Below are 26,247 nucleotides of genomic sequence, written 5' to 3'. Positions count from 1 at the left end.
GCCGCGCAGGCGCGCATGCCCAGCGCCAGCATGCAGCGCCCGCTCCCATCGTTACCGCACCAGGCTGGGGCGGCGAACGTTAGCTGGTACACGGGGCGGCAACGGCGGAAGGGATCCGCGATTGACTGGCTGGGCGTACGTTGTTGACTAAATGATAAGTATTCGCATTTAGTTAAGCAAGCGTTTTCAGTACGGTCACACGTAGGACCGCACGGGCTTTCAGCGTACCGCGCAGGCGCGGTGGATTTCCTGGTCGATGCGCGCGGGAGCGCTGCGGCCGGTGAACACTTCGGCCATCTCCTTGCGCAGGCGGGCGTCTTCGCAGGATTGCGGATCGACCACGTTGTCGATCACCGTACCGCGCACGTCGGGCTGGTCGTAACCGGCGCCCTGACGCACCCAGCGGCGCGCCTGCGATGATTCCTGCGCCACGCGCACGCGGTCGGCGCTGGTCAGGTTCGGATCGCGCACGACCGGCCGGCTGATGCCGGTGTCCTGCTCCTTCGGGCAGGGCACCGACTGATAGGCCACCTGCTTGCCATCGCTGCACTTGTACACGCGTTGCGCGTGCGCCTGCGTGGCCAGCGCGCACAGCGCCAGCGTCACCAACATCCTGGTCATTGATCCCCCCGGCGCACCGCCTTGGCGCGCGATGCGCGGGAGAATACCCGATTCAGGGAGCGTCAACACCTATGTTGGTGTAGAAATCCGAACAGTAGCGCCTGCCATTACGGCTGAGGTTGAAGCGCTGGCAGTTGGTGTCGTAACTGGTGCCCGTGGCGGTGATCAGGTAGCTGGACAGGGTCACACCGTTCAGATGGTGCTGGCTGCCGTTGGACTTCAGGGACCAATGTTCGTGCGGGCCGGTAGAGGACCCTCCATCGCACAAGGCCTGGTTCCGGGTATTGGCCGGGTTGGCAATGGCATCGTTGGCCGCCACCATGGCGCCTGTTGCGGGGCGGATGTTCATCAGATGGTAGTAGGTGGTGGACCAGCCACCTTCGTGCACGATCTCGGCCATGCAGGAGGAGTGACGCTTGAAACGTCCCGACGCCGATGCCGATACCCAGTAGTTGCTCTGGTTGCTGCCCCACCAGCCGCCCACCGACATGTCCAGCGAAGACATCGGGAACCGGCCGCTGCCGGAGTGCGTGTGTGCGCCGCCGATATGCCACTTCGCCTTGAGTGGATAAGGAAACTGCAAGAGGTTGGTCGGCGGCACAACGGCCTGCGCCCGAGTCTCGCCACCGCGTTGCTCCCTTGCTGGGCTGCTTCCGAACAGTTTGCGGTAGACATCATTGAAACCGGCGTCGGCCAGCGCCGTGGCACGCACAGTGTCCATGCCTGACAGCGCGTACAGGGTGCGCAGCGGGTTGTCGGCCGACAGCGCCACAGGCCCCATCGTGCGGGTGTCAGCGGCGTCGTACATCGCATCACGCAGCGTTTCGGCCACTTCGCGCAGCTGCGGCCCGAAGCCGGCCCTGGTGACCAGCGTGCCGAAGGGCCGTTCCAGACTGCCAGGCGAAGCATCCAGGTTGCCCACCACGCCGGTCTGCAGCTCCATCAGGGCAAGCAGGACGCGCGGACTGATGCCGCTGTAGCCCGCCCAATGGGACAGCACTTCGGCGTGGCGGCTGAGCTGTGGCGCATGCTCGGACAGCCAGGTGGCGATATCGAAATCAAACATTTCCTCGTACTGGTACACGAGGTCCTGGCTCTGCACGGCAGGCCCGCCGGCTTGCGCCGTTCCCAGCGTGGATGCCGCGCAGAGCACGGCCAGCAGTGCGGGTTTCATCAATCGGCGCGTATGGATGGTCATCGTTCGGATTCCAGAGTGGATCTGAGCGGCATGGTGTATTCAGGCCGCAACCTTCCCTGGACCCTGCGGAAGGGACCACGTCGAGAAGTCGGGGCTGGCTCGCTGCTGCCGCTATTGGCGGGCGAGCAGGGCCAATGCTAGGTACGTGGGACAACGCCGGGTTTGTCGGCAATCACAAAGTCACTGGTGTTGGAAAGATCCATCGGAGATGGCATTGATGGCTATGCCATCAATCGGACAGCTCGGCAGCACGCCCGCACGCCCGCACTCACATCGGCAGCAGTGTGGTGGCCGCGTGCAGCAGCAACCCGATCAGGCCACCGACCAGCGTGCCGTTGAAGCGGATGAACTGCAGGTCGCGGCCTACGCTCAGTTCCAGCTGTTCCACCAGGTGGCGTTCGTCCCACCCCTTCACCGTCTGCGCGATATGTGCGGTGACGCCTTCGCGCAGGCGCGAGGTCAGCCGCTGCGCACCCTCCAGCAGGTGCAGGTTGAGCGCATCACGCAGCGCCGGGTCCGAAGACAGGCTGCGGCCCAGCGCGGCCATGCTGCGCTCCAGGTGCCCGGCCAGCGCAGAGTTCTCACTCTGCAGGTCCGCACGCAGGCTGGCGTGGATGCGCGACCACAGGCCCTGCACGTACTCCTGAAGGGCAGGGTGGTCGATCATTTCCTGCTTCAGCTGTTCAATGCGGGAAGCCAGCGCAGGGTCCTCGCGCAGGCGCTGTACGTAGGTGCCGAGCCACTGTTCATAGTCCTGCCGCAGCGGGTGCAGCGGGTCGGCCAGCACCTGCTGCATTTCCTCCAGCACCGCCCCGGCCAGCCGTTCGGCCACGCTGTCGCCGATCTCGTCGATCGGCTTGATCCAGTTCACCGTGCTGGACAGGGTCGGCCACTCGCGCTGGATGTAGCGCACGATCAGCTGCGAGGCCCGCTCCTTGACCTCCGGCTGTTCCAGCCAGCGCCCCAGTCGCTGCAGGCCTTCGTCCAGCACGCGCTGGTGGCGGCCATCGGCGGTCAGCAGGGTCAGCAGTTCGCCGGCGGTGGAGGCCGCGTTCCACTGCCGCAGCTGCTGCACCACGAAGCCGTGCAGCTGGCGGCGCACGGCCGCTTCGTCGAAGAAATCCAGCGCCTGCAAGGCCCAGCCGCGCGCCATGTCGGCCAGCATGCGCACCTGCTCGGGCGCGGACAGCCAGCTGCCCAGGCGGGCGGCCGGATCGAAGACTTTCAATCGCGCCAGCAGCATGTCCGGCGCCAGGAACTGGTCGCGCACGAAGACCGCCAGGCTGTCGCCGATGCGTTCCTTGCTGCGCGGGATGATCGCGGTATGCGGGATGGGCAGGCCCATCGGCCGGCGGAACAGGGCCACCACCGCGAACCAGTCGGCCATGGCGCCCACCGCCGCGGCTTCGCAGAACGCGGCGACCCAAGCCCAGATACCGCGCTCGCCCTGCCAGTGGCTGACCGCGAAACCGGCCAGCATCACCAGCAGCATGCCGAAGGCGATGGCTTTCAGGCGCCGCAGCTGGGCGCGGCGCGGATCATCGGGAGTCATGGTCATGCGGGCAGTCTACCGGGGCCGGTGTTGGGCCCCGTTGACGGGCAAGTGCATGCGGTAGCGCCGAGCCATGCTCGGCGAGCGCAGCGGCAGCGTGATGCATGCCGCTCCACGTCCGAATTACGCGCTGAGCTGCGCGCGCAGCGCGGCCAGCTGCTGGCGCAGGGCATCGTTTTCGCGGGTCAGGCTGACGATGCGGGCGCGCAGCGCCGGGGCGCCTTCGCCCAGCTGTTCCAGGGCATGCATCACCTCGGCATCGCGCAGCGCCTGCTCGTCCTCGCTGACCTCTTCGGCCTGCACCGCCGCGTCCGGCTTGGCCGCACGCGGCTTGCGGTTGGCTTCACGGGCCCGCTTGGCGGCCTGCTTCAGTTCATCCTTGCCACCGGTGGCGGCCGCGCGCTGCTCGTCTTCCGGTAGCGATGCCACGGCTGCCGCCGCGCTGATCGACAGCTGGCCGTTCTTCACCGCCTCCACCACTTCCGGCGCCGCCTGCGCACGGATGCGTTCGATCATGCTGATCTGGTTGCTGCTCAGCTTCGCCTCACGGGCCAGTTCGGCGCGGCTGAAGCTGGGTGCCGGATCCCACGGCGGACTGTCCTGGTCCTCGTCCTGGCCGTCGGCGGTGCCGTCGCTTTCGCGCTGCAGCTTTTCCTGCTCGATGCGCTTGCGCTGGGCCAGGATCTCGCGCTTGCGCAGCGCCAGTTCGCCCCGCTGGAAGTCAGACACGCTGCGCCGGCCCAGGTGCTGTTCGATCATCCACAGGTGGACATCGTCCATGCTCTGGAAGCGGGTGTTCTGCACCGTATTGAACGGCAGATCGTGCTTCTGGCAGATGCCATATCGGTTGTGTCCGTCCACCAGCACATCGCCCCACAACACCAGCGCATCGCGGCAGCCTTCAGCCAGGATGCTGCGCTCCAGCGCTTCGTACTCGTCTGCGGTGAGCGGGTCGATGTAGGCCTTCAGTTCTTCTTTGACGACGATGTTCATGGGCAACGGGCAGTCGTGGAGCGGAACCGCCCATTGTACCGGCTCGGGCTGGCGCGTCCCGGGTCAGGCGGTGGCGCGGATCATCGCGCCGAGAACGTCGGCGATCTGGTCGATCTGCGCCGGTTCCACGATCAGCGGCGGCGACAACGCGATGGTATCGCCGGTCTGCCGCACCAGCAGGTTGCCGTCGTGGAAGCAGCGCCGGAACACCTCGTAACCGCGGCTGCCCGGGGCATCGCGGCGCGGCGCCAGCTCCACCGCGCCGACCAGCCCGAAGTTGCGGATGTCCACCACGTTGGGCAACCCCTGCAGGCCGTGCAGGGCACGCTGCCAGTGCTCGCCCAGTTCGATGGCGCGCTCGAACAGGCGCTCTTCGGCATACACATCCAAGGTAGCCAGCGCGGCGGCGCAGGCCAGCGGGTGGCCGGAATAGGTATAGCCGTGGAACAGGTCGATGGCCTGCGCCGGCCCCTGCTGCAGGCTGGAATGGATGGCATCGCTGACCAGCACCCCGCCCAGCGGCACCGCGCCGTTGCTGGCGCCCTTGGCGAAGGTGATCAGGTCCGGGGTGACGCCGAAACGCTGCGCGGCGAAGGGCATGCCGACGCGGCCGAAGCCGGTGATGACCTCATCGAACACCAGCACGATGCCGTGGTGATCGCAGATTTCGCGCAGGCGCTGCAGGTAGCCTGGCGCCGGCAGGATGACCCCGGCCGAGCCGGCGATGGGTTCCACGAACACCGCCGCGATGGTGGACGCATCGTGCAGCGCGATCAGCCGCTCCAGCGCATCGGCCAGCTCCGCCCCGTGCCGCGGCAGGCCCTGGCTGAAGGCATTGCGCTGCAGGTCCAGCGTATGCGGAAGATGCGCACTGCCGCCCAACTGCAGGCCGAACTGGCGCCGGTTGTTGGGCAGCCCGCCGATCGCCATGCCGCCGAATCCGACGCCGTGGTAAGCCTTCTCGCGCCCGATGAAGCGGGTGCGCTGGCCTTCGCCACGGGCACGATGGTGGGCCAGCACGATCTTCATCGCCGTATCCACGGCCTCGGAACCGGAGTTGGTAAAGAACACATGGTTAAGGCCCGCCGGTGCCAACGCGGCCAGGCGCTGGGCCAGTACGAACGGCAGCGGTGAGCCCATCTGGAAGGTGGGTGCGAAATCCAGCGTGCCGGCCTGTTCGGCGATGGCCTGCACGATCTTTTTGCGGCCATGACCGGCATTGCAGCACCACAGCCCAGCGGTGCCATCGAGGATCTGCCGACCCTCCACGTCCTCGTAATACATGCCCTGCGCACGGACCAACAGGCGCGGCGCGCCCTTGAACTGCGCGTTGGCGGTGAAGGGCATCCAGAAGGCATCGAGAGTGTCCGGCTGCGTGGTGGCCAGGACGTTGAGCGGCGGGGTCGGGGAGGGCATGACGGGCTCCGGAACGGCGGCGGTTTATCTGACTGTAGCGTAGGGATATGCCGCGCTGGCGTGACTTGAGGTGGGGAATGAGCGGTATGTGCAATTGACACGCTGCGGTCCGCACAAGCATCGGCACACCGAGCCCAACGTCGGGCTTGAATCAGTCTGAACCAGCCATGACTATGAGCAAGCCGATAACAGGGGTGCAAGGATGCAGATCGTGAAGCAGGGCCGCTTAGGTGCGGCCGTGGCATGTGCGCGCGCAGGCGCGTGGGCAGGGACAGCGATGGTGTGGGCCGGCATGGCGGCAACGGCGTCTGCCCAGCCCATGCAGCCCTATCAGGAGTACGACAAGCGACTACGGACTGCAGAACAGGTGGGGGCCTTGACCTCGGATCTGTTCGGTGACGCCGTCAACGTCTACGACCAGAGCACCACCTTCAACCAGACCGATATCGATCTGCCGGGAACCAACGCGCTGCCGGTGCGGCTGAGCCGGTCGCTCAACATCCGCCCCATCCCGGCTGTCGGCCTTGCACCCAAGACTTATGCGGGTGCGGCAGACTGGAATATCGATGTTCCCTATATCTCCGGCGTATTCGACTCGGCGTTCCGCTGGAACGTGACCGTCACTGGCGACACGCCGCGCTGCAGTACGAATTTCTACCCCCGCACGGACGTCCCCAACAAGCTTGAAGACGTCTGGTCAGGCTACAACGTCAATCTTCCGGGCCAAGGTGCGCGCTCCTTGGTGGCCATGCCGCCGGACGAGTTCAAGCGCCCCGACGGGCAGGCCCATGCCTGGACCACCACCTCGTTGGATTCAATTACCTGTACCGCAATGGCAGGTGGATACCCCGGCGAAGGGTTTGTGCTGCAGACCACCGATGGCATCACCTATACCTTCAACGTGGCTACCGAGCGCGCGATGGGGCTCATGGCGCGGGATTCCGGAGGCGCCGGTCGCCAGCGTGTGGAAATCTTCCTGATGGCAAGCCGCATCCAGGATCGTTTCGGCAACTTCGTCGACATCAGCTACAACGGTAACGGCCATCCAACCGCCTTCAGCGCCAGCGATGGGCGCCAGATAACCCTCCAGTATTCGGGTGATCGGCTGGTCAGCGCCTCCGCCCATGGGCGCACCTGGACCTACGCCTACAGCGGCGAAACTCTGCAACGGGTGACCCAGCCTGACCAGGCCGCGTGGGAGTTCACGCATCTGGAAGATCGCCGGATCAACTATGAAATCTGGCACGAAGATATCGGGCCGGGCTGCGGCAACGTCGCACCGATGGCCGACAAGCTTTACCGCCTGCAGATGCGCCACCCATCGGGTGCCCTGGGCACTTTCCGCTTCGACCATCAGCGGCTTGCGCGATCCGGCGTGCCTGGCATCCTGTGCCAAGGCGAGGCGCAAGGAGGCAGTATCGGCACGGGGTTCCCGATCGTGCACTACACCCCGGTACCGACCTGGTTCGACGTGCTGGGCCTGACCGAGAAAACCATCGAAGGCCCGGGTCTGTCCTCCCCGCTGCGCTGGTACTACACCGACCTTGGTCAAAGCTACGGTTCGTGGAGCGGCAACGTTCCGCCGTGCACCACCTGCGTGCAGTCCAAGGTGGTGCGCATCACCCAGCCGGATGGCAGCAGTGTCGAGGAGACCTACGGTGTGGTGTATTCGCACAATGAAGGCAAGATGCTGGCGCGCAGTACCGTAGCCGCCAGCGGGACGACTCTGGAAAGCGAAACGCTGAGCTACGTCAGCAACGCGCAGGTTCCGTCCATGCCATTCCCTGCGCGTTATGGCTCACGCTGGGGCGGTAGCGACGAGTCCTCGGTGCTGGTGCGTCCGCTTGCCAGGAAAGTCATCGTGCGTGATGGCGCCACGCTGACCTGGGAGGCCACTACCTTCGACGCCAAAGCCAGGCCAGTGAAGGTCACCCGCAGCAGCACTTTGGGCCACAGTCGTACCGATACCACCGCCTACCATGACAACACCGGTGCGTGGCTGCTCGGTCAGACCGCCAGCGTGACCAACAACGATACCGGCCTGGTGGAATCCCAGACCAGTTTCAACGGTATGGCGCTGCCCGTGGAGCAACGTCAATTCGGCAAGCTCGTGCAGACGCTGAACTATCATGCCGATGGCGCGGTGGCCAGTTTTGCCGATGGTCGCGGCAACAGCACCACGCTCAACAACTGGAAACGCGGCACGCCGCAGACCATCGGCTTTGCCGACGGCAACGGGATGAGCGCAACGGTGGATGACAACGGATGGATCCGTTCAGTCACCAATGAACTGGGCTACCAGACCAGCTATGACTACGACGCGATGGGGCGCATCACCGCGACAGTGTTCGCCAGCGGCGATTCGGTCGCGTGGAATGCTAGTACCCAGGTGTTCGAGCGCGTGGATGCTGATGAACTTGGCATTGCACCGGGCCACTGGCGCCTGAGCAGCAGCACCGGCAACCGTCGCAAGACCACCTGGTTCGATGCCATGTGGCGCCCGCTCATCACCCGCGAGTTCGACGCCGGCAACGTCGCCGATACCGACCGCTACCAGCGCTTCAGCTATGACCATGCCGGTCGCACCACCTTCCAGTCGTATCCCGGTGCAACCACCAACCTGACCAGTGGCCAGTGGAGTGAATACGACGCGTTGTGCCGTCCGACGTCCACTTCGGCTGACAGTGAACTGGGCCTGTTGACCACGATCACCGAATACCTCTCCGGCCTGCGTACGCGTACGACCAACCCGCGCGGGCAGAAAACGATCACCAGCCATCAGGCTTTCGACACGCCGAACTACGACGCACCGACGCGGATAGAGCACCCCGCTGGCGCCTTTACCGAGATCGCCCGCGACCGCTTCGGCAAACCGACATCGATCAAGCGCCGCAATGCAGACAGCAGCGTCGCCATCACCCGCTCCTACGTGTATGACGGGCAGCAGCAACTGTGCAGATCGGTCGAGCCCGAGTCCGGTGCGACGGCGATGGCCTATGATGCAGCGGGTAATCTTGCCTGGAGCGCAGCAGGGCTGGCACTTACCGCCGCAAACGGCTGCGAGACCGCCACGGCACAGGCCTCCGGTCGCCGCGTGGACCGCGGCTACGACAGTCGCAACCGACTGAATCAACTGAGCTTCCCGGATGGCAATGGCAACCAGACCTGGAGCTACACTGCGGCAGGCAAACCGTCCCAGGTGGTGACCGAAAATGCGGGCAGCCGCCAGGTCATCAATACCTACGCTTACAACAGGCGCGGCCTGATCACCGGTGAAACCATGCAGCAACAGGGCGTGGGTATCTGGACGATGGGCTACGGCTACGATGCCAACGCGGCCATGGCCAGCCTGCAGTACCCCAGCGGATTGCAGGTAACGCTGGCGCCCAACGCGTTCGGCCAGCCGACACAGGTAGGCAACTACGCATCGGCGGTGCGCTACTACCCGAACGGCGGGCTGCGTTCGTTCACCTATGGCAATGGTGTCACCCACAGCATGACCCAGAATGCGCGTGCGCTGCCCGCACGCGCCATCGATGCGGGCGTGCTGGACAACACGATCACCTACGACGCCAATGGCAACGTGGCCACCGTGACCGATGCGGTGGAAGCCAGCAAGTCGCGTCAGATGCAGTACGACGCGCTTGATCGCCTGACCCAGGCTACCTCGGCTGCGTTCGGTGGAGGTGGCGTATTCCGCTATACCTACGATGTGCTGGACAACATCCGCAGCGCCAAGCTGGGCACCATCAAGCAGCACAATTATTACTACGACGCGCGCAACCGCATGACGACGGTAAACCGCGACGACGGCAGTGCGATCATGGGCCTGGACTACGATGTCCAAGGCAACCTGGCCAAGAAGAACGGCGAGGTGTTCCGCTTCGACTACGGCAATCGGTTGCGCGATGGCGCGGGCAAGGAGCTGTACGCCTACGACGCCCACGGGCGCCGGGTCGGCAACTACAGCACCTCGCTGGGTGACATCCTGTCGTTCTACGGCAACGATGGGGTCCTGCGCCGGCAGCACAACAAGCGCACCGGCAAGGAGCTGGAGTACGTCAGCCTGGGCACCAGTCTGCTCGCAGAGCTGGAGAGCACGGTAGCAGTCGCTGTCCCGGCGTTGAGCGGGCCGGCCAACGTGGCTACCGGCAGCTACAGCGTCAGCTGGACATCGGTTGGCAACGCAAACCGCTATGAGCTGCGTCATTCCAGCAACGCAGGTACCAGCTGGTCTTCGGCCTATACCGGCACCGCGACATCGCATGCGGTAAGTGGCGCACCCACCGGGTCGCGCTCCTACCAGGTGCGTGCCTGCCAGGGTTCCAATTGCGGCGGATGGAGTGCCACGCTGGTGGTGCAGGTCGTACCGGTTCCTGCCTCGGCGCCTGCCCTGGTGGTGCCGGCTGCCGGTTTGAATGGCAGCTACAGCATCGGCTGGCCGGCCGTGACCGGGGCCACGCGCTATGCCATCGAGGAGCGCGCCGGGGTGGGTGCGTGGACATCCGTCCATAATGCCGCTGGGCTGAGTGTGGCCCTGAGTGGTCGAGCCGCTGGTGCGTACAGCTACCGCGGCCAAGCCTGCAATGTGTCTGGCTGCAGCGGCTGGTCCGCCGAACAGGCGATGACCGTTATCTATCCGTCGGAGTCCGCCCCCACCATTACCGCGCCGACGAGCAACAACAGCGGCAGCTTCATCGTGAGCTGGACTGCCGTTACCGGAAGCACCCGTTACGAGCCGCAAGAGCGGCTGGGGACCGGTGCGTGGACCAACTTGGCCAACACAACGGCGACCTCGCTGAGCATCAGCGGCAAACCGACCGGTAGCCATGGCTACCAAGTGAGGGCCTGCAACGCGGCCGGTTGCGGCCCGTGGTCGAACATCGTTACCACGTCCGTGCTGTTGCCGCCTGCCGCAGCGCCTGCAATTACCCTGGCGGCAAGCAATACCAGCGGCAGCTACAACGTCGGCTGGAATGCAGTGGCCGGTGCGGTGGAATACCGCCTGGAAGAGCGCACAGGTACCGGCAGTTGGGGCGCGCTGCAGGCCGAAGCGGCCACGCTGCGCGCGATCAGCGGCAAGGGAAACGGCACCTACGGTTACCGCGTACAGGCCTGCAACGCCGGCGGTTGCAGCGGTTGGTCGGCGGAGAAAACCACCACAGTGCTGCGTGTGCCAGGTGCCGCGGCAGTGACCACGCCAGCCACCAATAGCAGTGGTGCGTGGACGGTGAGTTGGGCGGCTGTGGCTACTGCAACTTCTTATCAGTTGGAAGAGCGGGTCAACGCCGGCGCTTGGGCTCTTGCATACACCGGTACGGCAGTGAACTGGGGAACCAGCGCTCGCGGTACCGGGAGCCATGGATATCGCGGCCGGGCATGCAACGCCAGTGGTTGTGGTGCGTATTCTGCAATTGTCACCACGGTGGTAACGAGGCCGCCAGGTGCTGCACCGGCCTTGAGTCTGCCCGCGTCCAATGGAAACGGCAGCTTCAGCGTGTCATGGGCGGCGGTGGCCACCTCCACGCGCTACGAGCTGGAAGAGCAGGTCGGAAGTGCGTGGACCCAGCAGCAGAACACTTCCGCGCTGAGCAAGGCATTCACCGGACGGGCCACCGGCAGCTATCGCTTCCGGGTACGTGCCTGCAACGCAGGTGGCTGCGGCGCATACTCGGGCACGGGTACCGTGGCAGTGCTGCTGGTGCCGCAGAGTGCGCCTACGTTGACGGCCCCCGCCTCCGCCGCCGCTGCATATACGATCAGCTGGTCAGCCGTCTCTACCGCTACCGGCTACAACGTGCAGCAGAATATCAACGGTGGGGGCTGGGGCGCGCTTGGCAGCTATGGCGGCACCAGTGTCGGGCTGAACCCGGGCAGCTCAGGGAGCTACGCGTATCGCGTGCAGGCCTGCAATGCGACGGGCTGCGGTGGGTGGTCGGCCACCAAGACGGTGGCGGTGCGGCGACCGCCAGCCACACCCAGCATTACCTATGCGCACCAGCACAACTACTACGCCGGTCCTCACAATGGGGAGTTCTCCTTGTGCAAAGTGACTTGGACGCCCGCGTCATATGCGAGCCATTATGACCTCCAGGCTCACGGCGGAGCGCTGCTCTACAGCGGAGCGGCCACGACTGTAGAAGGCCAGTACCTGACCATTCAATTCTGTGCGACGGTTTATGTTGTGCGCGCATGCAATGCGGCGGGCTGCTCGGGTTGGTCCGCGCCATTCCACCAGACATTGGAACAGGACCCGTATCCGGGCGATGGGGAGGTGATCCCGTGAGCACTGAGGCGATGATGATGACGAAGCTGCTCAAGGCATTCGGATTGCTGGTAATCACGGCGGCCGTGGCAGGTCTGGCGCCTGCCCAGGCGCAGACGACGGTGCGCTACCTGCACACCGATGCGCTGGGTACGGTGGTGGCGAAGACCGATGCCAATGGGAACGTGGTCGAGCGGACTACGTTCGAGCCGTATGGCGCGGTGGTGGGCGGCGCGGTGGCTGACGGCCCGGGCTATACGGGGCATGTGAGTGATGCGGCAACCGGGCTGAGCTACATGCAGCAGCGGTACTACGATCCGGAGGTAGGGCTGTTTTTGTCTGTGGATCCCGTGACTGCTTATAGCGAACCGATAGGGCAGTTCAACCGGTATCGGTATGCGAATGGCAATCCATATCGGTTCACTGATCCCGATGGTCGTCAAGTGGTAGGGGCGCCAAGAGATTTCTACAATCCTGTAACGGCTGAGCAGGCTCGGCAGATACTCCCTATAGTTGCGGATTTCACTCCTGTGCTGGGTGATGTCAAGGGGATAGTTGAGGCGATCCAAGCTCCGACGCCTGCGAACATCGCTGGTGCGGCTGTTGGCGTAGTTCCCATCGGGGGGGATATCGCTAAAGCAGCCATCAAGAACGGCGGTCGGGTTGGAGACTTCACGCGCGCTCAGAAAAATGCAGCTAAGGCTGAGAACGCGGCCCAGAACGGCGGAAAAATGGCCTGCACTGATTGTACGAAGGGCGTAGAAAGCGTGGCAAGCCAGAGAGGGGTTCCCACACCCTCAAATCAAGCACAAATTCACCACGACCCCGCCATCAAATATGGCGGCGGGAAACACAGTAAGGCGGTAGTGTTATGCCCTGGTTGTCACAATGATCGCCACAAGGGAGCAAAATGAAGACAGAATTGATGTTCGTGCTGGATGTCGACGATGGTTGGCCACCTGTGGCGAAAGAGTGCTTGAGATGTATCGACGCGGAGTGCGGGTACCAGATCCAAGAACCGCCACTTTTTATCAAAGACTTGTCAGTTGGAGACGTTATCGAGGTCGTGTGGGGTGAAGACGGTGAAGTCGTAGCCTGGTCTCATGTTGAGAAGTCGAAGCGAAGCATCGTCTGGATCATGGTTTCCGGCGACTATTCTGTTGCTAGTGAAATCGAGTGCCTAAAGCGCATGAGATGCAATGTGGCGGAGTTCGAGGCATATCGATACTTCGCAGTTGATGTTCCCGCAGAGTGTCCCGTAGAGCGGCTAGATGAGTGTTTGGATGCCCTCAATAGGGAGGAGGTCTCGGTGGCTTTCCCCTCATTCCGTCACTGACGTACCTCCGGCAAGGGACGTAGGAGTCACCTTAGACAGCACTCCCCATCAGCGCAATTGCCGCAGATCAACAGCAGGACCAGTCACTTTCACCAACTCCCGCCCCGCCACGATCAACCCGACCACCAGCCGCTCGTCCGGTAGGACATCCTGGGTGGCGTCATTCTGACTCAATGGCGCTCAGGTTTGGAGTCTCCGTGAGGTGGTGGAGGTCTCGGCCGAACTGGCTGGATTTATTGATCTTGCGCCCGGTTCGAAATTGCATCGTGCTGTGCTGTCGGACTCGTGGATTGTGGGAAGCCTGCATGTCTCTGAGGGACTTGACATTGACAGCGGAACGGATTGAACGGCTGTGGGGATGTGGTCAATTTTCAGGATCGAGGGCGCGGAGGAGACCCATCGGATCCCGTGCGGCGAGCAGTGGGGTCAGGTCCGATGGTAGCTCGTCAAGGAAATTTTCATGCGGGATATCACCGGTCTCGAAAGGCTCTTGATCGAGGGCGTCGCGAGCAGACTTGCTCCTCTTGAGGCCTCAGGGCTTACGGCCGACCTGGAACGCGCTGTTGTAGCCGATGATGCTGTGCAGGGTGCAAGGGTTGTGTTTGCTATCGCGGGATATGAGCGACCGTCTTGCAAGGGCCCGCACAGCTATCCAGTTGAGATTCGCCTATCAGATGCAGACGGAGCGGAGCTGACTGCCGTGCTATACGCAGATGAGAACAATCGACTTTACGAACTTGAGATCATCCGGTGGGGAGAGGGTTTGCCGCTTGCTCCTGATGCCAGCTCCGCCAGGTTCTACTAACTGGCCGAGCGATGAGAATTCTTGGCCTGCAAATGCATCATGCGCTCGCGTCCCTACTTCGCGGATGACCTGGACCCGGCGGGGAGGATTGGAGCGGAGCGTGTCGGCATGCAGGATCGAGACGCGGCGCAGCAGGCGGACATATGCAGGCGAGACGGCACGGAGATCCATGTGCCCGAAGCGGGTTACAAGCTGGGCCTGACTCAGGGGGGGGCAGGGGGCGGGGTTCTCCCTATCAACGGATAGCGGCGTCCGCCACGCGGAGAAAGTCTAGGGTGCGATTCGCTCTATTCTCGAGAGTTCTGAAACATCTTTCGATTAGCGCGGGGTGGGGATGAAAAATGGCGACGTTTCGATTTTCATGCTTGTAAAGCAATGCGCGGTGTTTGCTGCATGGGTTTGTTTATTTTTATATTCTTTGTATATATTAATCATTAAAAATTTAGGGCCCGACCCATATGCTGTATTTCATGTTATTGCGCCCATTGCGCTCGCTCTTGTTGTTGTCAGGTCCGGTAAGAGATCTATATTGGTCAGGCAACTATGGATTCGATCGAGATCGTGATGAGAAGGTTTTGTTCTGAGTTGCCAGGCGTGGTCCGTTGATTATCCCGAGTTTCCTGAATTCTTTGAACCGTTGCACGTGAATCATGCCCTGTCGGGTCCAATGGTGTTCGCGCCTTACCTAGCGCTGCCTCCGGGATGGCGATTACTGATTGGCGCGATTGGCTACGAAGACATTTGGTACGACGCGTCATTGTTCGCGTCTGAATTGTGCTGAGCTGCGGTGAGCTGTTCGCGGTCGCGGTTGCGATTGCGGGTTGCAGTTGTCGGCTATCCGCTTAGTTGTTGGGGTGGGGAGGAATATACATGTTGCGCGACAAGAATTAGCGTTGCTATACCCAGAACGTGCACCCATCGAATGGAGTCCTATGATGAGAAGACGCTTGCTGGCAGCCCGGTCGTCCGCGGTGCTTCCGTGCATTTCCGTCGCCGGATTCGTCTTTGAGGCGCAGAAGAAGGCGGTATTAGTCGAGGGCGCGGTACCGTGATGGCGCATTCAACCCGCCTGCGGCTCAAGCTCACAACAATGCCAGGATGGAGGCGGGTCGCTTTCATGGCGTGCTGCTGCGAGCGCATGTTACCCAACTACGAACGGTTTCAGAGAGAAGAGTCATACGGTGACGCAACCGTGCTGAGGTCAGGGCTCGATTTGGTCTGGGAATGGGTCGCGGCGTCGGTGGTGCCACTTGATGCAGAGAAAGTAGCCAGCGCATGCGAAGAACAGGCGCCTTTTACTGGTGAACATGCCTCGGTCTACACCTCTGCTGCGTTGGATGCCAGTGCAGCGCTTGCCGTGACACTGCGGGCACTGACCCGCGCCCCCGTAGAGAGCGCCATCGCGGTCGCTTCGTATGCAACAGACACCGCCGATCTCTTCGTGCAATCCACTGAGGACATTGATCCAACCTCTTTCGATTTTGAGGATGTCATGGCTGCGCACCCTCTGATGCAGTCGGAAATCGAACTCCAGTGGGAGAGTCTGCAGTTGCTTGAAAGGTGCACGGACCGCGCCGCTACCCTCGCGGAATTGCGTGCGCATTCTCCGTCTCTGTGCGCGTGCAGTCTGCCGCTGACTAGCAGTTCCGGCTGATGGATGAGCTCTCTATACCGTTGCTACGCTTGATGACGATGCCTCAGTCGAGATGATTAGCGTGTGGATTGCCTCGAAGCGGCTTCACTACTCGATCAAAGCCGGCATGTACGAAGAATCGTCGGAGGTTCGGAGCAGAAGGCGTGGGGGAATCATCCTGGGCGACGTGGCCCGTCACGTGGCCAGCGCACCGGAGTCAGGCTATGGAACGGACCGGCAATCGGTACTTCACGAGATAACGCGCGCGTTCAAAAGCGAGGTGGCGCTGCCTGCATCTTCTGTTGAAGGAGGATTCGTCGGTGGGAGTGGCAAGATGCGTGGTGAGACATGACGCGTGTCCATTGCACGAAAAGTGCCTGCATGGGGCGATGGAGCCGACGCTGCTACGGGCATCAGGAATTCGTGTTTTGCTGACATTCTTTGATTGTCTTCGACTACGCCTTGGATGCGTGGGATGCCTCGAATTAGCACGGATGCGCTTTCGCCGACATGCTTCGATAGTAAGGTAACGGATGGGACGCGCGTGCTGGCTTGCGTGTTTGATATTTTGCGATGTATTCCGGCCTTGGAGGCTGACGGCGAGGTGCGATGGGGCTTGAGAATGCGCTGCGGTTTTGTCCGCTTCTGCTTCTGTGGATCAACGGGGTCTACGCCGTCCGCTTGATGTCAATGATGGAGAAGTCCTCGCCCAGGATTCTTGCTTCGGTGGACGTGGTCAGAGTTGACTGGTGCTTCAAGTGCATAAGGGGGTTCCATCGATTGGCCTTCACCCGCAAGGGGCGCAGGCTTCCACCCAAGGTCAGTCGGGTCTTCCGCATACAGGCGCATACCGCTTAGGGTGTGATCGGACATGGGGCAACCCCGTAGCCGGATGGGCCCCCTGCGTCAGGGCGCAGGGTGGCGGGCGGTGCGGGTTGGCGTACCGGTGCAGCAGTCCAAAAACCGGCGGATATACGGAATCCCCACACACCGCCAATCCTGGCTGGCGCTTCTACGTCGCCAGCATCGCGATCGTGCTTAACGCGACCCGGCGACGTACATGGGCAAAGCATGCAAAACGCGTCCGTCGCGACAAACCGCGCGGCTCAACGGCAGCTCGCGCTGACCTGATGTATCGCATCGCGCAGCGCCTGCCGATCCCGCTCGTCCACCGCATCCTGGAAGTACTGTAGGTCCTGCTTGCCCAGTCCGCAGGGGTCGTCGGTATAGCCGGGCGGCCACAATCCAAGGAACTGCGCCACTCCGGCGATGATCTGCTGCGGACTCATCTGCGGACGCATGCGGAAGTAGCGCGGTCGCTCCTGGAAGGCCGCATGCACGGCGCGGCGTCCGATCAGTTTCGGGGCGAGGGTGGCAGCGTCGATGCCGTCACCGCCGCTGACCGCATCGCCGCGCAAGCGAAGGTCCAGCGGCGCACTTGCGACCGGGTCGGCGATGTCCACAAGGGTCGCCGCATCGGGTGCGGAAACGACAGGCTGTAGCGGGCTGACCACGCGGAGGCTACGTTGCATGGGCGAAACATCAGGGCTGCTGGGCAGCGCGATGGGCTGCGATGCAGGGGGTGGCGGCGGCAACCAGCGCACGCTCATGCGATGGGCATCGCTGCGCGTCAGGGTGGCGCGCGTGGTGGTCAGCAGCCACCAGCCGATCAGGGCATGCACGGCGATCACCAGCGCCCAGGCGATGACGTGCGGGGCGGCGGCGGGGAGTGATGGGCGGGGTAGGGCGAGGGTCGACATTGGTGGTGCATCCATGCGGTTACCTTCGGGGTGAGAGTAGGCGTGAGGGCGGAAAGTTTCGTTGGGGGGTTCAGGGGCGGCCGCTTCGCTCGCCGAGCATGGCTCGGCGCTACCAAAATCGAGCATGGCTGGGCGCTACCAGAAGCGGGCGAGGCCCGGCGCTACCGGGCGGTGTCGGCTGAAACCAATCTGCCCCCCTTCGGGAGGAGCGTGGCAGAATCCGGAACGCTCTCTGCTTGTTGATCCTGCCCATGTCGTCCACTGCTGCACCCGCCTCGATCCCGTCCGCGCCGGCCAATTCGCCGCAGCGCGTGCTGCTGGCCAGCCTGATCGGCACCACCATCGAGTTCTTCGACTTCTACATCTACGCCACCGCGGCGGTGCTGGTGTTCCCGCACCTGTTCTTCCCGGAGAGCAGTGACAAGGCGGCGATGCTGCAGTCGCTGGCGACCTTCGCGGTGGCGTTCATCGCACGGCCGGTGGGGTCGGCGGTGTTCGGGCACTTCGGCGACCGCATCGGGCGCAAGGCCACGCTGGTGGCAGCGCTGCTGACGATGGGCCTGTCCACGGTCTTGATCGGCCTGCTGCCCACGCATGCGCAGATCGGCCTGTGGGCGCCGGCATTGCTGGCGCTTTGCCGTTTCGGACAGGGCCTGGGGCTGGGCGGGGAATGGGGCGGTGCGGTGCTGCTGGCCACCGAAAACGCGCCGCCGGGCAAGCGTGCCTGGTACGGCATGTTCCCGCAGTTGGGCGCGCCGCTGGGCTTCCTGCTGTCGGCCGGCATCTTCCTGATCCTGGGCCGCCTGCTCAGCGCCGATGACTTCCTGCAGTGGGGCTGGCGCATCCCGTTCGTGGCCAGTGCGCTGCTGGTCGGCCTGGGCCTGTGGGTGCGCTTGAACATCCATGAGACGCCTGCCTTCCAGAAGGCACTGGATGCGCATGCGCGGGTCAAGCTGCCGATGCTGACGGTGCTGCGCGACCACGCCATGCCGATGCTGCTGGGCACGTTGGGCGCGTTCGCCACCTTCGTGCTGTTCTACCTGATGACCGTGTTCGCGCTCGGCCATGGCACCGCGGTGCTGGGCTACAGCCGTGAGCAGTTCCTGCTGCTGCAGATGGTCGGTATCCTGTTTTTCGCCGCCGGTATTCCCATTTCGGCGCGCTACGGCGACCGCTGGGGCACGCGCCGCACGATGATCATCGCCAGTGGCCTGATCGTGGTGTTCGGCGTGCTGCTGGCGCCGATGTTCCAGGCCGGCAGCCCGTGGATGGTGCTGGGTTTCCTGTCGCTGGGGTTGTTCCTGATGGGCCTCACCTACGGTCCGTGCGGTACGTTCCTGGCAGAGATCTACCCGGTGGAGGTGCGCTACACCGGCGCTTCGTTGTCGTTCAATCTGGCCGGCATCCTCGGCGCGGCGCCCGCACCGTACCTGGCGACATGGCTGGCCGAACGCTTCGGACTGGTGGCGGTCGGCTATTACCTGTGCATCGCCGCGCTGGTGACCATCTGCGCGCTGCTGGCGTTGCAGCGCCGGGTGCGCTGATCAGCCGAAGAAGCGCTTCAGCGTACGTCCCAGCCAGTTGCCGCCCTGGTGTTCGCGGGTGAACTGGTTGAGGTGGTGCTTGACCGTTTCGGCGTAGGCTTTGTCATCGCCGCGGATGTGGTTGAACAGCCAGCGCGAGAGCATGGTGCGCAGTTCGTCAGTCACGTCTTCGCCGGCCTGGAAGCGCAGGCGGTAGTCGGTCACGCGCTTGCCGAAGATTTCGTGCACGCGCTTGTGCGCGGCGCAGAACGGGTAGCCGGCTTCTTCCATCAGCTCTTCTTCGAAGGCGAAGTGGGACATGGTGTAGTCCACCAGTTCGTCGATCACATCAGCCACGGCAAGCTGCTGCAGGCCCTGCTGGGCGACGTGCAGATGGTTGAGCATCTCCACGATCCGCTTGTGCTGGTTGTCGATGACCTCGATGCCGATGTTGAGATCGTCCTGCCAGACCAGTAAGGCCATCTGCGTGCTCCCTGTTTGCGATGGGAGCGAGTCTGGGCGGGCGTTCCGATTGCGACACTGATCTGGATCAAAGCGGGTGACAGCGTGACGACCAAGGTCGTCACCTACCAAGGCGGTAGGCCGTCACCTACCGGGGCGTCGGTCGTCACCCACAAGGGCGGTAGGCCGGTAGCGCCGAGCCATGCTCGGCGGAATGTTCCAGGCATCGCGGTCCGCGCCGGACGCCGCCGAGGTAACAGCGTGACGACCAACGGTCGTCACCCACCAGGGCAGAGGTCAGGCGGCAGTGGCGGCGAGTGCGGCGCTGCAGACCCGGTTGCGGCCGCCGGCCTTGGCCAGGTACAGCTGGCGGTCGGCTTCGGTGATCAGTTCGTGCAGGCTGTCATGCTGGGGGCGGATGCAGCACAGGCCGATGCTGACGGTCATGCGCAGCGCGGTGCCGGCGATGGGAACCTGCAGCGCGGCGATGCTCTGGCGCAGGGTTTCGAAGTACTCCACCGCTTCGTCCGGCGCCAGCCCGGGCACCATCAGGCAGAACTCTTCACCCCCGAAGCGGGCGACCAGATCGCCGCTGCGCGCGTGCGTGGCCACGGTATCGGCGCAGGCACGCAGCGCGTCGTCGCCGCCGTCGTGGCCGAAGGTGTCGTTGATGTGCTTGAAGTGGTCGATGTCCACCATCGCCACCGCGATCCAGTCGTCCTGCTGCTGCACGCCCTGCAACTGGCGCTGGCTGTGTTCCAGAAAGCAGCGGCGGTTGGGCAGGCCGGTCAGGAAATCGCGCGTGGCCAGGTCCTGCAGGGTGCCGATCAGTTCCAGTTGGTCCACGTTCTGCGAGACGCGGCAGAAGAATTCTTCGCGCGAGAAAGGCTTGCGCAGGAAGTCGTTGGCGCCGTTCTTCAGGAAACGGGGAATCAGCGAGGCATCGGTATTGCCGGACAGGCCGATCACCGCCACCTTGTCGCGCGAACGCTGCATGCGCAGCCGTCGGGTGAATTCCACGCCCTGCATGCCGGGCATTTCCTGGTCCACCACGGCCAGCCGGATGGACGGATGTGCATCGATCGCTGCCAGTCCTTTTTCACCGTCGGCGGCCTCATACACCGGGTGGCCGTACATGCGCAGCAGGGCGGCGGCATAGGCACGCGCGGACGGCGAATCATCCACCACCAGCGCGGCGATGCGGCGGTTGCGGTCCAGCCGCTGCACCAGCCACACCAGGTAGTCCACACTGCCCGGCGTGTTCTTCAGCACGTAATCGATGACTTTCTGTTCCAGCACGCGGCGGCGCACGTCTTCGTCATACACCCCGCTGACCACCACCGTCGGCAGGCCGCGGGAGACGAAGTAATCCACCACGGCTTCGCGGTCGCCATCGGCAAGCACCAGCCCGGTCAGCACCAGGAACCAGCCCTGTTCCTGCTCCAGCAGGCCGCCGGCTTCGGCAAGGGTCGAAGCCACCGTCACCTTCAGCTCCAGGCGCTGTTCGATGGCTTCACGCACCAGGGTGGTGAAGGTTCGCGAATTCTCCACCAGCAGGATGCGCTGGGGCAGGGGGTCAACACCGGGGTCGCTTACGAAAGCGCCCTGCAGCAAGGCGGGCATGAGGCGTGCGCTCGGAACGGGCTGGGTCTTCAAGGCTATCGGCCGCTCCTCTGAAAACTTGAACTGCGTCACCAAATTAGATTGCGCAGCTTTACAAATGCCATCGTGGCGACCAGCAACGGGGTGCGCAGCAGGCGTCCGCCGGGGAAGGGCCGGTGCGGCAGGCGCTCGAATACGTCCAGCCGTCCGGCCTGGCCGGCGATGGCTTCGGCGATGACCTGCCCGGCCAGGTTGGCCGAGGCCACCCCATGCCCGGAAAAGCCCTGCGCGAAGTAGATGTCCGGGGTCAGCCGGCCCCAGTGCGGGGCGCGGCTGGGAGTGATGTCCACGTAGCCGCCCCACAGGTAGTCCAGCGGCACGCCGTGCAGCTGCGGGAACACCTGCCACAGGCGTCGCTGCATCACCGCGTCCAGGCCGGCCGGGGGCCGCGACGAGTAACTGGCGCCGCCGCCGAACAGCACGCGGTGGTCGTGGCTGAGCCGGAAATAGTCCAGCACCAGCCCGGTATCGGACACGGCCATGTTGTTTCGGATCAGCGACCGCGCGCGCGCTTCGCCCAGCACCGGAGTGGCACCGACATAGGTGCCGACCGGCATCACGTGGCGCTCCAGTTCCGGGGCGATGCCTTCCAGCCAGGCATTGCCGGCCAGCAGCACGTGGGCGGCGTGCACGGTGCCGGTGGCGGTGCGCAGGGCAGGGCGCGGCGTGCGCTGCAGTTCCAGCACGGGCGTGTGTTCGTGGATCACCGCGCCGGCGGCGATCGCGGCATCGGCCAGCCCCTGCGCGTAGGCCAGCGGATGCAGGTGGCCGCTCAGCGGGTCGAACATCGCGCCCTGGTAGCGCGGGCTGTCCAGCTGCGCGCGCAGGGTAGCGCGGTCCCACCACTGCATGGGGTAGTCGTAATGGGTGGTCAGCCGTTCCGCGTCGCGCTGCAGCGCCTGCGACTGTCGCGTGGTGATCGGTACGTTGGCATGGCCGGACACCCAATGGCAGTCGATCCGGTGCTGGTCGATGCGATCGCGCAGCAGCTGCACGCCCTGGCGGGAGTAGTCGAACAGGGTGCGTGCGTCTTCCGCGCCGACCTGCTTTTCCAGCACGTCCACCTCGCAGCCATAGCCGACCAGCGCCTGACCACCATTGCGGCCGGAGGCCCCCCAGCCGATCCGGCAGGCTTCCAGCACCACCACGCGCAGACCACGGCGCGCCAGTTCCAGGGCCGCCGAAAGCCCGGTGTAGCCGGCGCCGAGGATCGCCACGTCAACGTGGACATCGCCGTCCAGCGCCGGCAGCGGGGCGCGGGGTCGTACGCTGGCGGCATACCAGCTGGGCGGCAGGGCAGGGTCTTCGCGCAGGGCGTGCGTGGGGTCCATGGGCATAGTCTGGCGCAGTTGCCACGGTGATGGTGTGACTGCCGGTAAGGTTGCTGCGGTCATCTGCCGGGGTTACCGTGTGCGCAGCGCCGAGGACCTTCGCATGCGCCTTCCGCCCCTCGTGGGATTGCCGACCGACAGCACGTTGCAGGGCCATCGTCGCTTCGCGATGGCCGGCGGGAAGTATGTGCGCGCGCTGCTGGATGCCGCTGTGGTCACCCCGGTGCTGCTGCCCTCGCTGCAGCCGCCGCTGGCCGCGGGCGGCTGGCTGGCGCAGTGGCACGGCGGGCGTTCTGCCGTGGTCAATCCGGTACACGGCCAGGGAATCGACGCCGTGGCTGACGGCCTGCTGGCCGAAGCGCATGCCGACGAGGGCCTGGTCGAAGCCGCCCGCAGCCGTGGGCATTGCTTCGTGCCGGGCGTGCCGTGGCATCCGGTGGGGCGCGTCACCCACAATCCCTTCTATCACGCTGTGTTGCATGCGTTCGGCCAAGCTTGCCGGCAGCGACAACGATTTCAACAGGATTCCGCATGAGTACCGACAGCCGCACGCGCAGGATGCCAACGGAGGAAGATGCGCAGGAAAGCAGCCTGCTGCGCTGGCTGAAGGACCGCCGCATCACCGAAGTGGAGTGCCTGGTACCGGACATCACCGGCATCGCGCGCGGCAAGATCATCCCGGCCGACAAGTTCTCCCACGATTACGGCACGCGTCTGCCGGAGGGTATCTTCGCTACCACCGTCACCGGTGACTATCCGGATGATTACTACGAACTGACTTCGCCTTCGGATTCGGACATGGTGCTGCGCCCGGATCCGGAGACGGTGCGCATGGTGCCGTGGGCTACCGATCCCACCGCGCAGATCATCCACGACTGCTACACCAAGAACGGCCAGCCGCACGAACTGGCGCCGCGCAACGTGCTGCGCCGCGTGCTGGATGCCTACACGGAGCTGGGCCTGCGCCCGGTGGTGGCGCCGGAGCTGGAGTTCTTCCTGGTGCAGAAGAACACCGATCCGGACTTCCCGCTGTTGCCGCCGGCCGGTCGCTCCGGGCGCCCGGAGACCGCGCGGCAGTCCTATTCCATCGATGCAGTGAACGAGTTCGATCCGATCCTGGACCTGATGTACGACTACGCCGATGCGATGAAGCTGGACGTGGATACGCTGATCCACGAATCCGGCGCGGCGCAGCTGGAAGTCAATTTCACCCATGCTGACGCGATGAACCTGGCCGACCAGGTGTTCCTGTTCAAGCGCACCATGCGCGAGGCGGCCATGCGCCACGGGGTGTATGCCACGTTCCTGGCCAAGCCGATGGAAAACGAGCCAGGTAGTGCCATGCACATCCACCAGAGCCTGCTGCGGATCAACGACGGAGCCAATGTGTTCGCTGGCGATGGCGATGGGGAAGGGGAGTTCAGTCCGGTGTTCGGGCATTACCTGGGCGGGCTGCAGAAGTTCGCGCCGCAGGCGATGGCGTTCTTCGCGCCCAACGTGAACTCCTATCGGCGATTGGTATTCGGCGAGGTGTCGCCGAGCAACGTGCACTGGGGCTTCGACAACCGCACCTGCGGCCTGCGCGTGCCGATGGATACGCCGGACAACATGCGGGTGGAAAGCCGCTTTGCCGGTTCCGATGCCAATCCGTACCTGGCGATGGCGGCCACCCTGGCCTGCGGGCTGCTGGGCCTGCGTGGACAGCTGGCACCGGATGCACCGATCAGTGGCAGCGCCAAGGAACTGGGCTACGACCTGCCGCGATCACTGGGCGAGGCACTGGATGGGCTGGAGCAGTGCGCCGAACTGCAGGCGCTGCTCGGCGAGCGCTTCTGCAGGGCCTATATTTCGGTGAAACGCAAGGAATACGAGACCTTCTTCCGGGTCATCAGTTCGTGGGAACGCGAGTTCCTGCTGCTGAATGTCTAGACAGTGGATACATTCGGCCGAGCATGGCTCGGCGCTACCCGTTCCGGCGCTGCGGCGTTAGGCTGGCAGCCGTCTGCAGGCCGGCATCGGCCCCCACCCCGCTATGGAGCCCCCTCCCATGAAGCTGCGTACCCTGACCCTCGGCCTTTCCGCCGCCCTGCTTGCCGCCTGTGGTGGCGGTGGTGGCAGCGGCACCGCGCAGGACAGCAAGGTCCTGAACGTCTACAACTACAGCGATTACATCGCCGAAGACACCATCCCGGAGTTCGAAAAGCAGAGCGGGGTCAAGGTCACCTACGATGTGTTCGACAGTGACGAGATGGTGGAAACCAAGCTGCTGGCCGGCAACAGCGGCTACGACGTGGTGGTGCCGACGCTGAACTTCTTCGGCCGGCAGATCCAGGCCGGCGTGTTCCTGCCGCTGGACAAGGCGAAGATCCCCAACCTGGCCAAGCTCGACCCGAAGGTGATGGAGCGCATCGCCACCCAGGACCCGGGCAACAAGTACGGCGTGCCGTACATGATCGGCACCACCGGCATCGGCTACAACGTGGACATGCTGAAGGAACGTTTCGGCGGCAGCGCCGACATCGCCAACAGCTGGGACCTGGTGTTCAAGCCGGAAAACATCGCCAGGATGAAGGACTGCGGCGTGACCCTGCTGGACACCCCGGCCGACATGATTCCGGTGGCCATGCACTACCTGGGCCTGGACCCGCACAGCAACAATCCGGCCGATATCCAGAAGGCTGGCGAGCTGCTGAAGTCGATCCGCCCGTACGTGCAGAACTTCCACTCCTCACAGTACGTGGGCTCGCTGGCCAACGGCGGCACCTGCCTGGTGGTGGGGTGGTCGGGCGATATCATCCAGGCGCGTGACCGCGCCGAAGAAGCGGCCAACGGTGTGCACGTGGCCTATTCGATCCCGCGCGAAGGGGCGCCGCAGTGGTTCGACATGCTGGCCATCCCGAAAGATGCCAAGAACCCGGAAGCCGCCTACCAGTTCATCAATTACCTGCTGGAACCGAAGGTCGCCGCGGCCAACACCAACTTCATCCACTACGCCAACCCGGTAAGCGAGGCGACGCCGCTGGTGGACGAGGCGATCCGTACCGATCCGACCATCTACCCGCCGGCAGACGTGGCGGAGAAGATGTTCACCTATTCGATCAACACCCCGGAAACCGACAAGCTGTACACCCGCTTGTGGACGGAAATCAAAACCGGCCGTTGATCGGTGCGGTCAGCCGGCCAGATCCCCGCCTTCGGGCGGGGGCATGCGGGTGCCGGGGCAGGCGACGGAGTCGGACGTGCTGTCCCAGTTGCGGATCTGCGGACCTTGCCAGTGCACGAACGTCATATCCGGTTTGCTCAAGCTGCTATAGACCATGCAGGTGTTCCAGTTCTGTATGTGCACGACGTTGGCGAACACCACTTTCTCCGGCTTGAATGCCACCCAGGTGAGCCTGTGGAGGCCGGCGCCCATGGGCGTGTACGCGTACTCCACGGTGTTGTCGTTGCCGATTGCATCACCGCTGACTCCCCAGAAGCTGGCCGTACAGCCGTCGTCGTGGAAATGGATGAGGAAGGCGCCGTTGTCGAAGTCCGACAGCATGGTCTGGCCGGTTCCGGGGTAGCCGGTGGGGCTGCAGGCCCAGGCACCCAGCGGTGCGCAGGCGAGGATCAGGGCGGCGAAGGGGCGGAGGGTGCGCATGGAAGGGGTCTCGGCTTCGGGGACTGCGGTGCAGGTTATGGGATGAG

20 protein-coding genes and 1 pseudogene are annotated in these 26,247 nt (G+C 64.1%); 11 read left to right on the top strand and 10 right to left on the bottom strand.

Annotation, left to right across the window (positions count from 1 at the left end):
• Window positions 1-219: 219 nt before the first annotated feature.
• The 5 genes from H9654_RS06955 to H9654_RS06935 all read right to left on the bottom strand — a co-directional run bounded on the left by H9654_RS06955 (window position 220) and on the right by H9654_RS06935 (window position 5,780).
• Complete coding sequence (locus H9654_RS06955; protein ID WP_157825150.1) at window positions 220-621, bottom strand: hypothetical protein; 402 nt, start codon at window positions 619-621, stop codon at window positions 220-222.
• A 52-nt stretch (window positions 622-673) separates the two neighbouring features.
• Entirely contained in the window at window positions 674-1,819 is a 1,146-nt protein-coding gene (locus H9654_RS06950; protein WP_191770066.1) for a M23 family metallopeptidase, read from the bottom strand.
• Between the two features lie 268 nt (window positions 1,820-2,087).
• A complete protein-coding gene (locus H9654_RS06945) occupies window positions 2,088-3,371 on the bottom strand; it encodes a DUF445 domain-containing protein (protein WP_191770224.1) in 1,284 nt (427 codons plus the stop codon).
• A gap of 123 nt (window positions 3,372-3,494) precedes the next feature.
• The gene (locus H9654_RS06940; RefSeq protein ID WP_191770065.1) at window positions 3,495-4,364 is read right to left on the bottom strand and encodes a ParB N-terminal domain-containing protein; all 870 of its coding nucleotides are present in this window, start codon (window positions 4,362-4,364) and stop codon (window positions 3,495-3,497) included.
• A 63-nt stretch (window positions 4,365-4,427) separates the two neighbouring features.
• Complete coding sequence (locus H9654_RS06935) at window positions 4,428-5,780, bottom strand: omega-aminotransferase AptA (RefSeq protein ID WP_191770063.1); 1,353 nt, start codon at window positions 5,778-5,780, stop codon at window positions 4,428-4,430.
• A gap of 376 nt (window positions 5,781-6,156) precedes the next feature.
• Here H9654_RS06935 and H9654_RS06930 point away from each other — a divergent pair, with 376 nt between their 5' ends.
• From H9654_RS06930 to H9654_RS17980, 7 genes and pseudogenes are all read left to right on the top strand, one after another.
• Complete coding sequence (locus tag H9654_RS06930) at window positions 6,157-12,066, top strand: RHS repeat protein (protein WP_191770061.1); 5,910 nt, start codon at window positions 6,157-6,159, stop codon at window positions 12,064-12,066.
• Entirely contained in the window at window positions 12,063-12,959 is an 897-nt protein-coding gene (locus tag H9654_RS06925) for an RHS repeat domain-containing protein (protein WP_318241119.1), read from the top strand. The genes H9654_RS06930 and H9654_RS06925 overlap by 4 nt, the downstream gene beginning before the upstream one ends.
• Window positions 12,956-13,381, top strand: a complete 426-nt coding sequence (locus tag H9654_RS06920) for a DUF4265 domain-containing protein (RefSeq protein WP_225211924.1) — start codon at window positions 12,956-12,958, stop codon at window positions 13,379-13,381. Before H9654_RS06925 ends, H9654_RS06920 begins: the two co-directional genes overlap by 4 nt.
• A gap of 460 nt (window positions 13,382-13,841) precedes the next feature.
• Window positions 13,842-14,186 carry a DUF6984 family protein gene (locus tag H9654_RS06915; protein ID WP_191770059.1) on the top strand — a complete coding sequence of 115 codons (345 nt, stop codon included), beginning with the start codon at window positions 13,842-13,844 and terminating at the stop codon, window positions 14,184-14,186.
• Window positions 14,187-14,766: 580 nt separating this feature from the next.
• The gene (locus H9654_RS18005; protein WP_455233758.1) at window positions 14,767-14,967 is read left to right on the top strand and encodes an immunity protein Imm33 domain-containing protein; all 201 of its coding nucleotides are present in this window, start codon (window positions 14,767-14,769) and stop codon (window positions 14,965-14,967) included.
• Window positions 14,968-15,237: 270 nt separating this feature from the next.
• Window positions 15,238-15,840 carry a DUF416 family protein gene (locus H9654_RS06910; RefSeq protein WP_191770057.1) on the top strand — a complete coding sequence of 201 codons (603 nt, stop codon included), beginning with the start codon at window positions 15,238-15,240 and terminating at the stop codon, window positions 15,838-15,840.
• Window positions 15,841-15,880: 40 nt separating this feature from the next.
• Window positions 15,881-16,171, top strand: a pseudogene (locus H9654_RS17980) (DUF5076 domain-containing protein); the annotation flags it as partial.
• 754 nt (window positions 16,172-16,925) lie between these two features.
• On the opposite strand, the gene H9654_RS06900 reads toward H9654_RS17980, so the two are convergent.
• The gene (locus H9654_RS06900) at window positions 16,926-17,579 is read right to left on the bottom strand and encodes a hypothetical protein (RefSeq protein ID WP_225211922.1); all 654 of its coding nucleotides are present in this window, start codon (window positions 17,577-17,579) and stop codon (window positions 16,926-16,928) included.
• A 251-nt stretch (window positions 17,580-17,830) separates the two neighbouring features.
• Here H9654_RS06900 and H9654_RS06895 point away from each other — a divergent pair, with 251 nt between their 5' ends.
• Window positions 17,831-19,123: an MFS transporter gene (locus tag H9654_RS06895; protein WP_042614378.1), complete on the top strand. Its 1,293-nt coding sequence runs from the start codon at window positions 17,831-17,833 to the stop codon at window positions 19,121-19,123.
• On the opposite strand, the gene H9654_RS06890 is transcribed toward H9654_RS06895, so the two are convergent.
• The 3 genes from H9654_RS06890 to H9654_RS06880 all read right to left on the bottom strand — a co-directional run bounded on the left by H9654_RS06890 (window position 19,124) and on the right by H9654_RS06880 (window position 22,563).
• Window positions 19,124-19,585: a bacteriohemerythrin gene (locus tag H9654_RS06890; RefSeq protein ID WP_191770050.1), complete on the bottom strand. Its 462-nt coding sequence runs from the start codon at window positions 19,583-19,585 to the stop codon at window positions 19,124-19,126.
• A gap of 276 nt (window positions 19,586-19,861) precedes the next feature.
• Complete coding sequence (locus H9654_RS06885; RefSeq protein ID WP_191770049.1) at window positions 19,862-21,187, bottom strand: GGDEF domain-containing response regulator; 1,326 nt, start codon at window positions 21,185-21,187, stop codon at window positions 19,862-19,864.
• A 68-nt stretch (window positions 21,188-21,255) separates the two neighbouring features.
• Entirely contained in the window at window positions 21,256-22,563 is a 1,308-nt protein-coding gene (locus H9654_RS06880) for an NAD(P)/FAD-dependent oxidoreductase (RefSeq protein ID WP_191770041.1), read from the bottom strand.
• Between the two features lie 97 nt (window positions 22,564-22,660).
• On the opposite strand from H9654_RS06880, the gene H9654_RS06875 reads away from it, so the two are divergent.
• The 3 genes from H9654_RS06875 (at window position 22,661) to H9654_RS06865 (ending at window position 25,720) form a co-directional block, all read left to right on the top strand.
• Complete coding sequence (locus H9654_RS06875) at window positions 22,661-23,092, top strand: gamma-glutamyl-gamma-aminobutyrate hydrolase family protein (RefSeq protein ID WP_191770038.1); 432 nt, start codon at window positions 22,661-22,663, stop codon at window positions 23,090-23,092.
• Window positions 23,089-24,486 carry a glutamine synthetase family protein gene (locus tag H9654_RS06870; protein ID WP_191770036.1) on the top strand — a complete coding sequence of 466 codons (1,398 nt, stop codon included), beginning with the start codon at window positions 23,089-23,091 and terminating at the stop codon, window positions 24,484-24,486. The genes H9654_RS06875 and H9654_RS06870 overlap by 4 nt, the downstream gene beginning before the upstream one ends.
• Window positions 24,487-24,604: 118 nt before the next feature.
• Window positions 24,605-25,720 (top strand): polyamine ABC transporter substrate-binding protein, encoded by a 1,116-nt coding sequence (locus H9654_RS06865; RefSeq protein WP_191770034.1) that lies wholly within the window; start codon window positions 24,605-24,607, stop codon window positions 25,718-25,720.
• 9 nt (window positions 25,721-25,729) lie between these two features.
• Here H9654_RS06865 and H9654_RS06860 read toward each other — a convergent pair whose 3' ends face one another.
• Window positions 25,730-26,200 (bottom strand): MoaF-related domain-containing protein, encoded by a 471-nt coding sequence (locus H9654_RS06860; protein ID WP_191770032.1) that lies wholly within the window; start codon window positions 26,198-26,200, stop codon window positions 25,730-25,732.
• Window positions 26,201-26,247 lie beyond the last annotated feature (47 nt).

It is taken from the genome of Stenotrophomonas lacuserhaii (assembly GCF_014836545.1).
In the GTDB taxonomy this organism is placed as follows: domain Bacteria; phylum Pseudomonadota; class Gammaproteobacteria; order Xanthomonadales; family Xanthomonadaceae; genus Stenotrophomonas; species Stenotrophomonas lacuserhaii.
This window is presented reverse-complemented; position numbering and strand designations above follow the sequence as displayed.

What these genes read in the sequence shown, in the direction of transcription:
- H9654_RS06910 (WP_191770057.1), top strand. Translation starts at nt 15,238, where the DNA reads ATGGCGCATTCAACCCGCCTGCGGCTCAAGCTCACAACAATGCCAGGA.
- H9654_RS06885 (WP_191770049.1), bottom strand. Translation starts at nt 21,187, where the DNA reads ATGCCCGCCTTGCTGCAGGGCGCTTTCGTAAGCGACCCCGGTGTTGAC.
- H9654_RS06940 (WP_191770065.1), bottom strand. Translation starts at nt 4,364, where the DNA reads ATGAACATCGTCGTCAAAGAAGAACTGAAGGCCTACATCGACCCGCTC.
- H9654_RS06880 (WP_191770041.1), bottom strand. Translation starts at nt 22,563, where the DNA reads ATGCCCATGGACCCCACGCACGCCCTGCGCGAAGACCCTGCCCTGCCG.
- H9654_RS06945 (WP_191770224.1), bottom strand. Translation starts at nt 3,371, where the DNA reads ATGACTCCCGATGATCCGCGCCGCGCCCAGCTGCGGCGCCTGAAAGCC.
- H9654_RS06890 (WP_191770050.1), bottom strand. Translation starts at nt 19,585, where the DNA reads ATGGCCTTACTGGTCTGGCAGGACGATCTCAACATCGGCATCGAGGTC.
- H9654_RS06865 (WP_191770034.1), top strand. Translation starts at nt 24,605, where the DNA reads ATGAAGCTGCGTACCCTGACCCTCGGCCTTTCCGCCGCCCTGCTTGCC.
- H9654_RS06915 (WP_191770059.1), top strand. Translation starts at nt 13,842, where the DNA reads ATGCGGGATATCACCGGTCTCGAAAGGCTCTTGATCGAGGGCGTCGCG.
- H9654_RS06895 (WP_042614378.1), top strand. Translation starts at nt 17,831, where the DNA reads ATGTCGTCCACTGCTGCACCCGCCTCGATCCCGTCCGCGCCGGCCAAT.
- H9654_RS06860 (WP_191770032.1), bottom strand. Translation starts at nt 26,200, where the DNA reads ATGCGCACCCTCCGCCCCTTCGCCGCCCTGATCCTCGCCTGCGCACCG.
- H9654_RS06870 (WP_191770036.1), top strand. Translation starts at nt 23,089, where the DNA reads ATGAGTACCGACAGCCGCACGCGCAGGATGCCAACGGAGGAAGATGCG.
- H9654_RS06955 (WP_157825150.1), bottom strand. Translation starts at nt 621, where the DNA reads ATGACCAGGATGTTGGTGACGCTGGCGCTGTGCGCGCTGGCCACGCAG.
- H9654_RS06935 (WP_191770063.1), bottom strand. Translation starts at nt 5,780, where the DNA reads ATGCCCTCCCCGACCCCGCCGCTCAACGTCCTGGCCACCACGCAGCCG.
- H9654_RS06900 (WP_225211922.1), bottom strand. Translation starts at nt 17,579, where the DNA reads ATGTCGACCCTCGCCCTACCCCGCCCATCACTCCCCGCCGCCGCCCCG.
- H9654_RS06920 (WP_225211924.1), top strand. Translation starts at nt 12,956, where the DNA reads ATGAAGACAGAATTGATGTTCGTGCTGGATGTCGACGATGGTTGGCCA.
- H9654_RS06950 (WP_191770066.1), bottom strand. Translation starts at nt 1,819, where the DNA reads ATGACCATCCATACGCGCCGATTGATGAAACCCGCACTGCTGGCCGTG.
- H9654_RS06875 (WP_191770038.1), top strand. Translation starts at nt 22,661, where the DNA reads ATGCGCCTTCCGCCCCTCGTGGGATTGCCGACCGACAGCACGTTGCAG.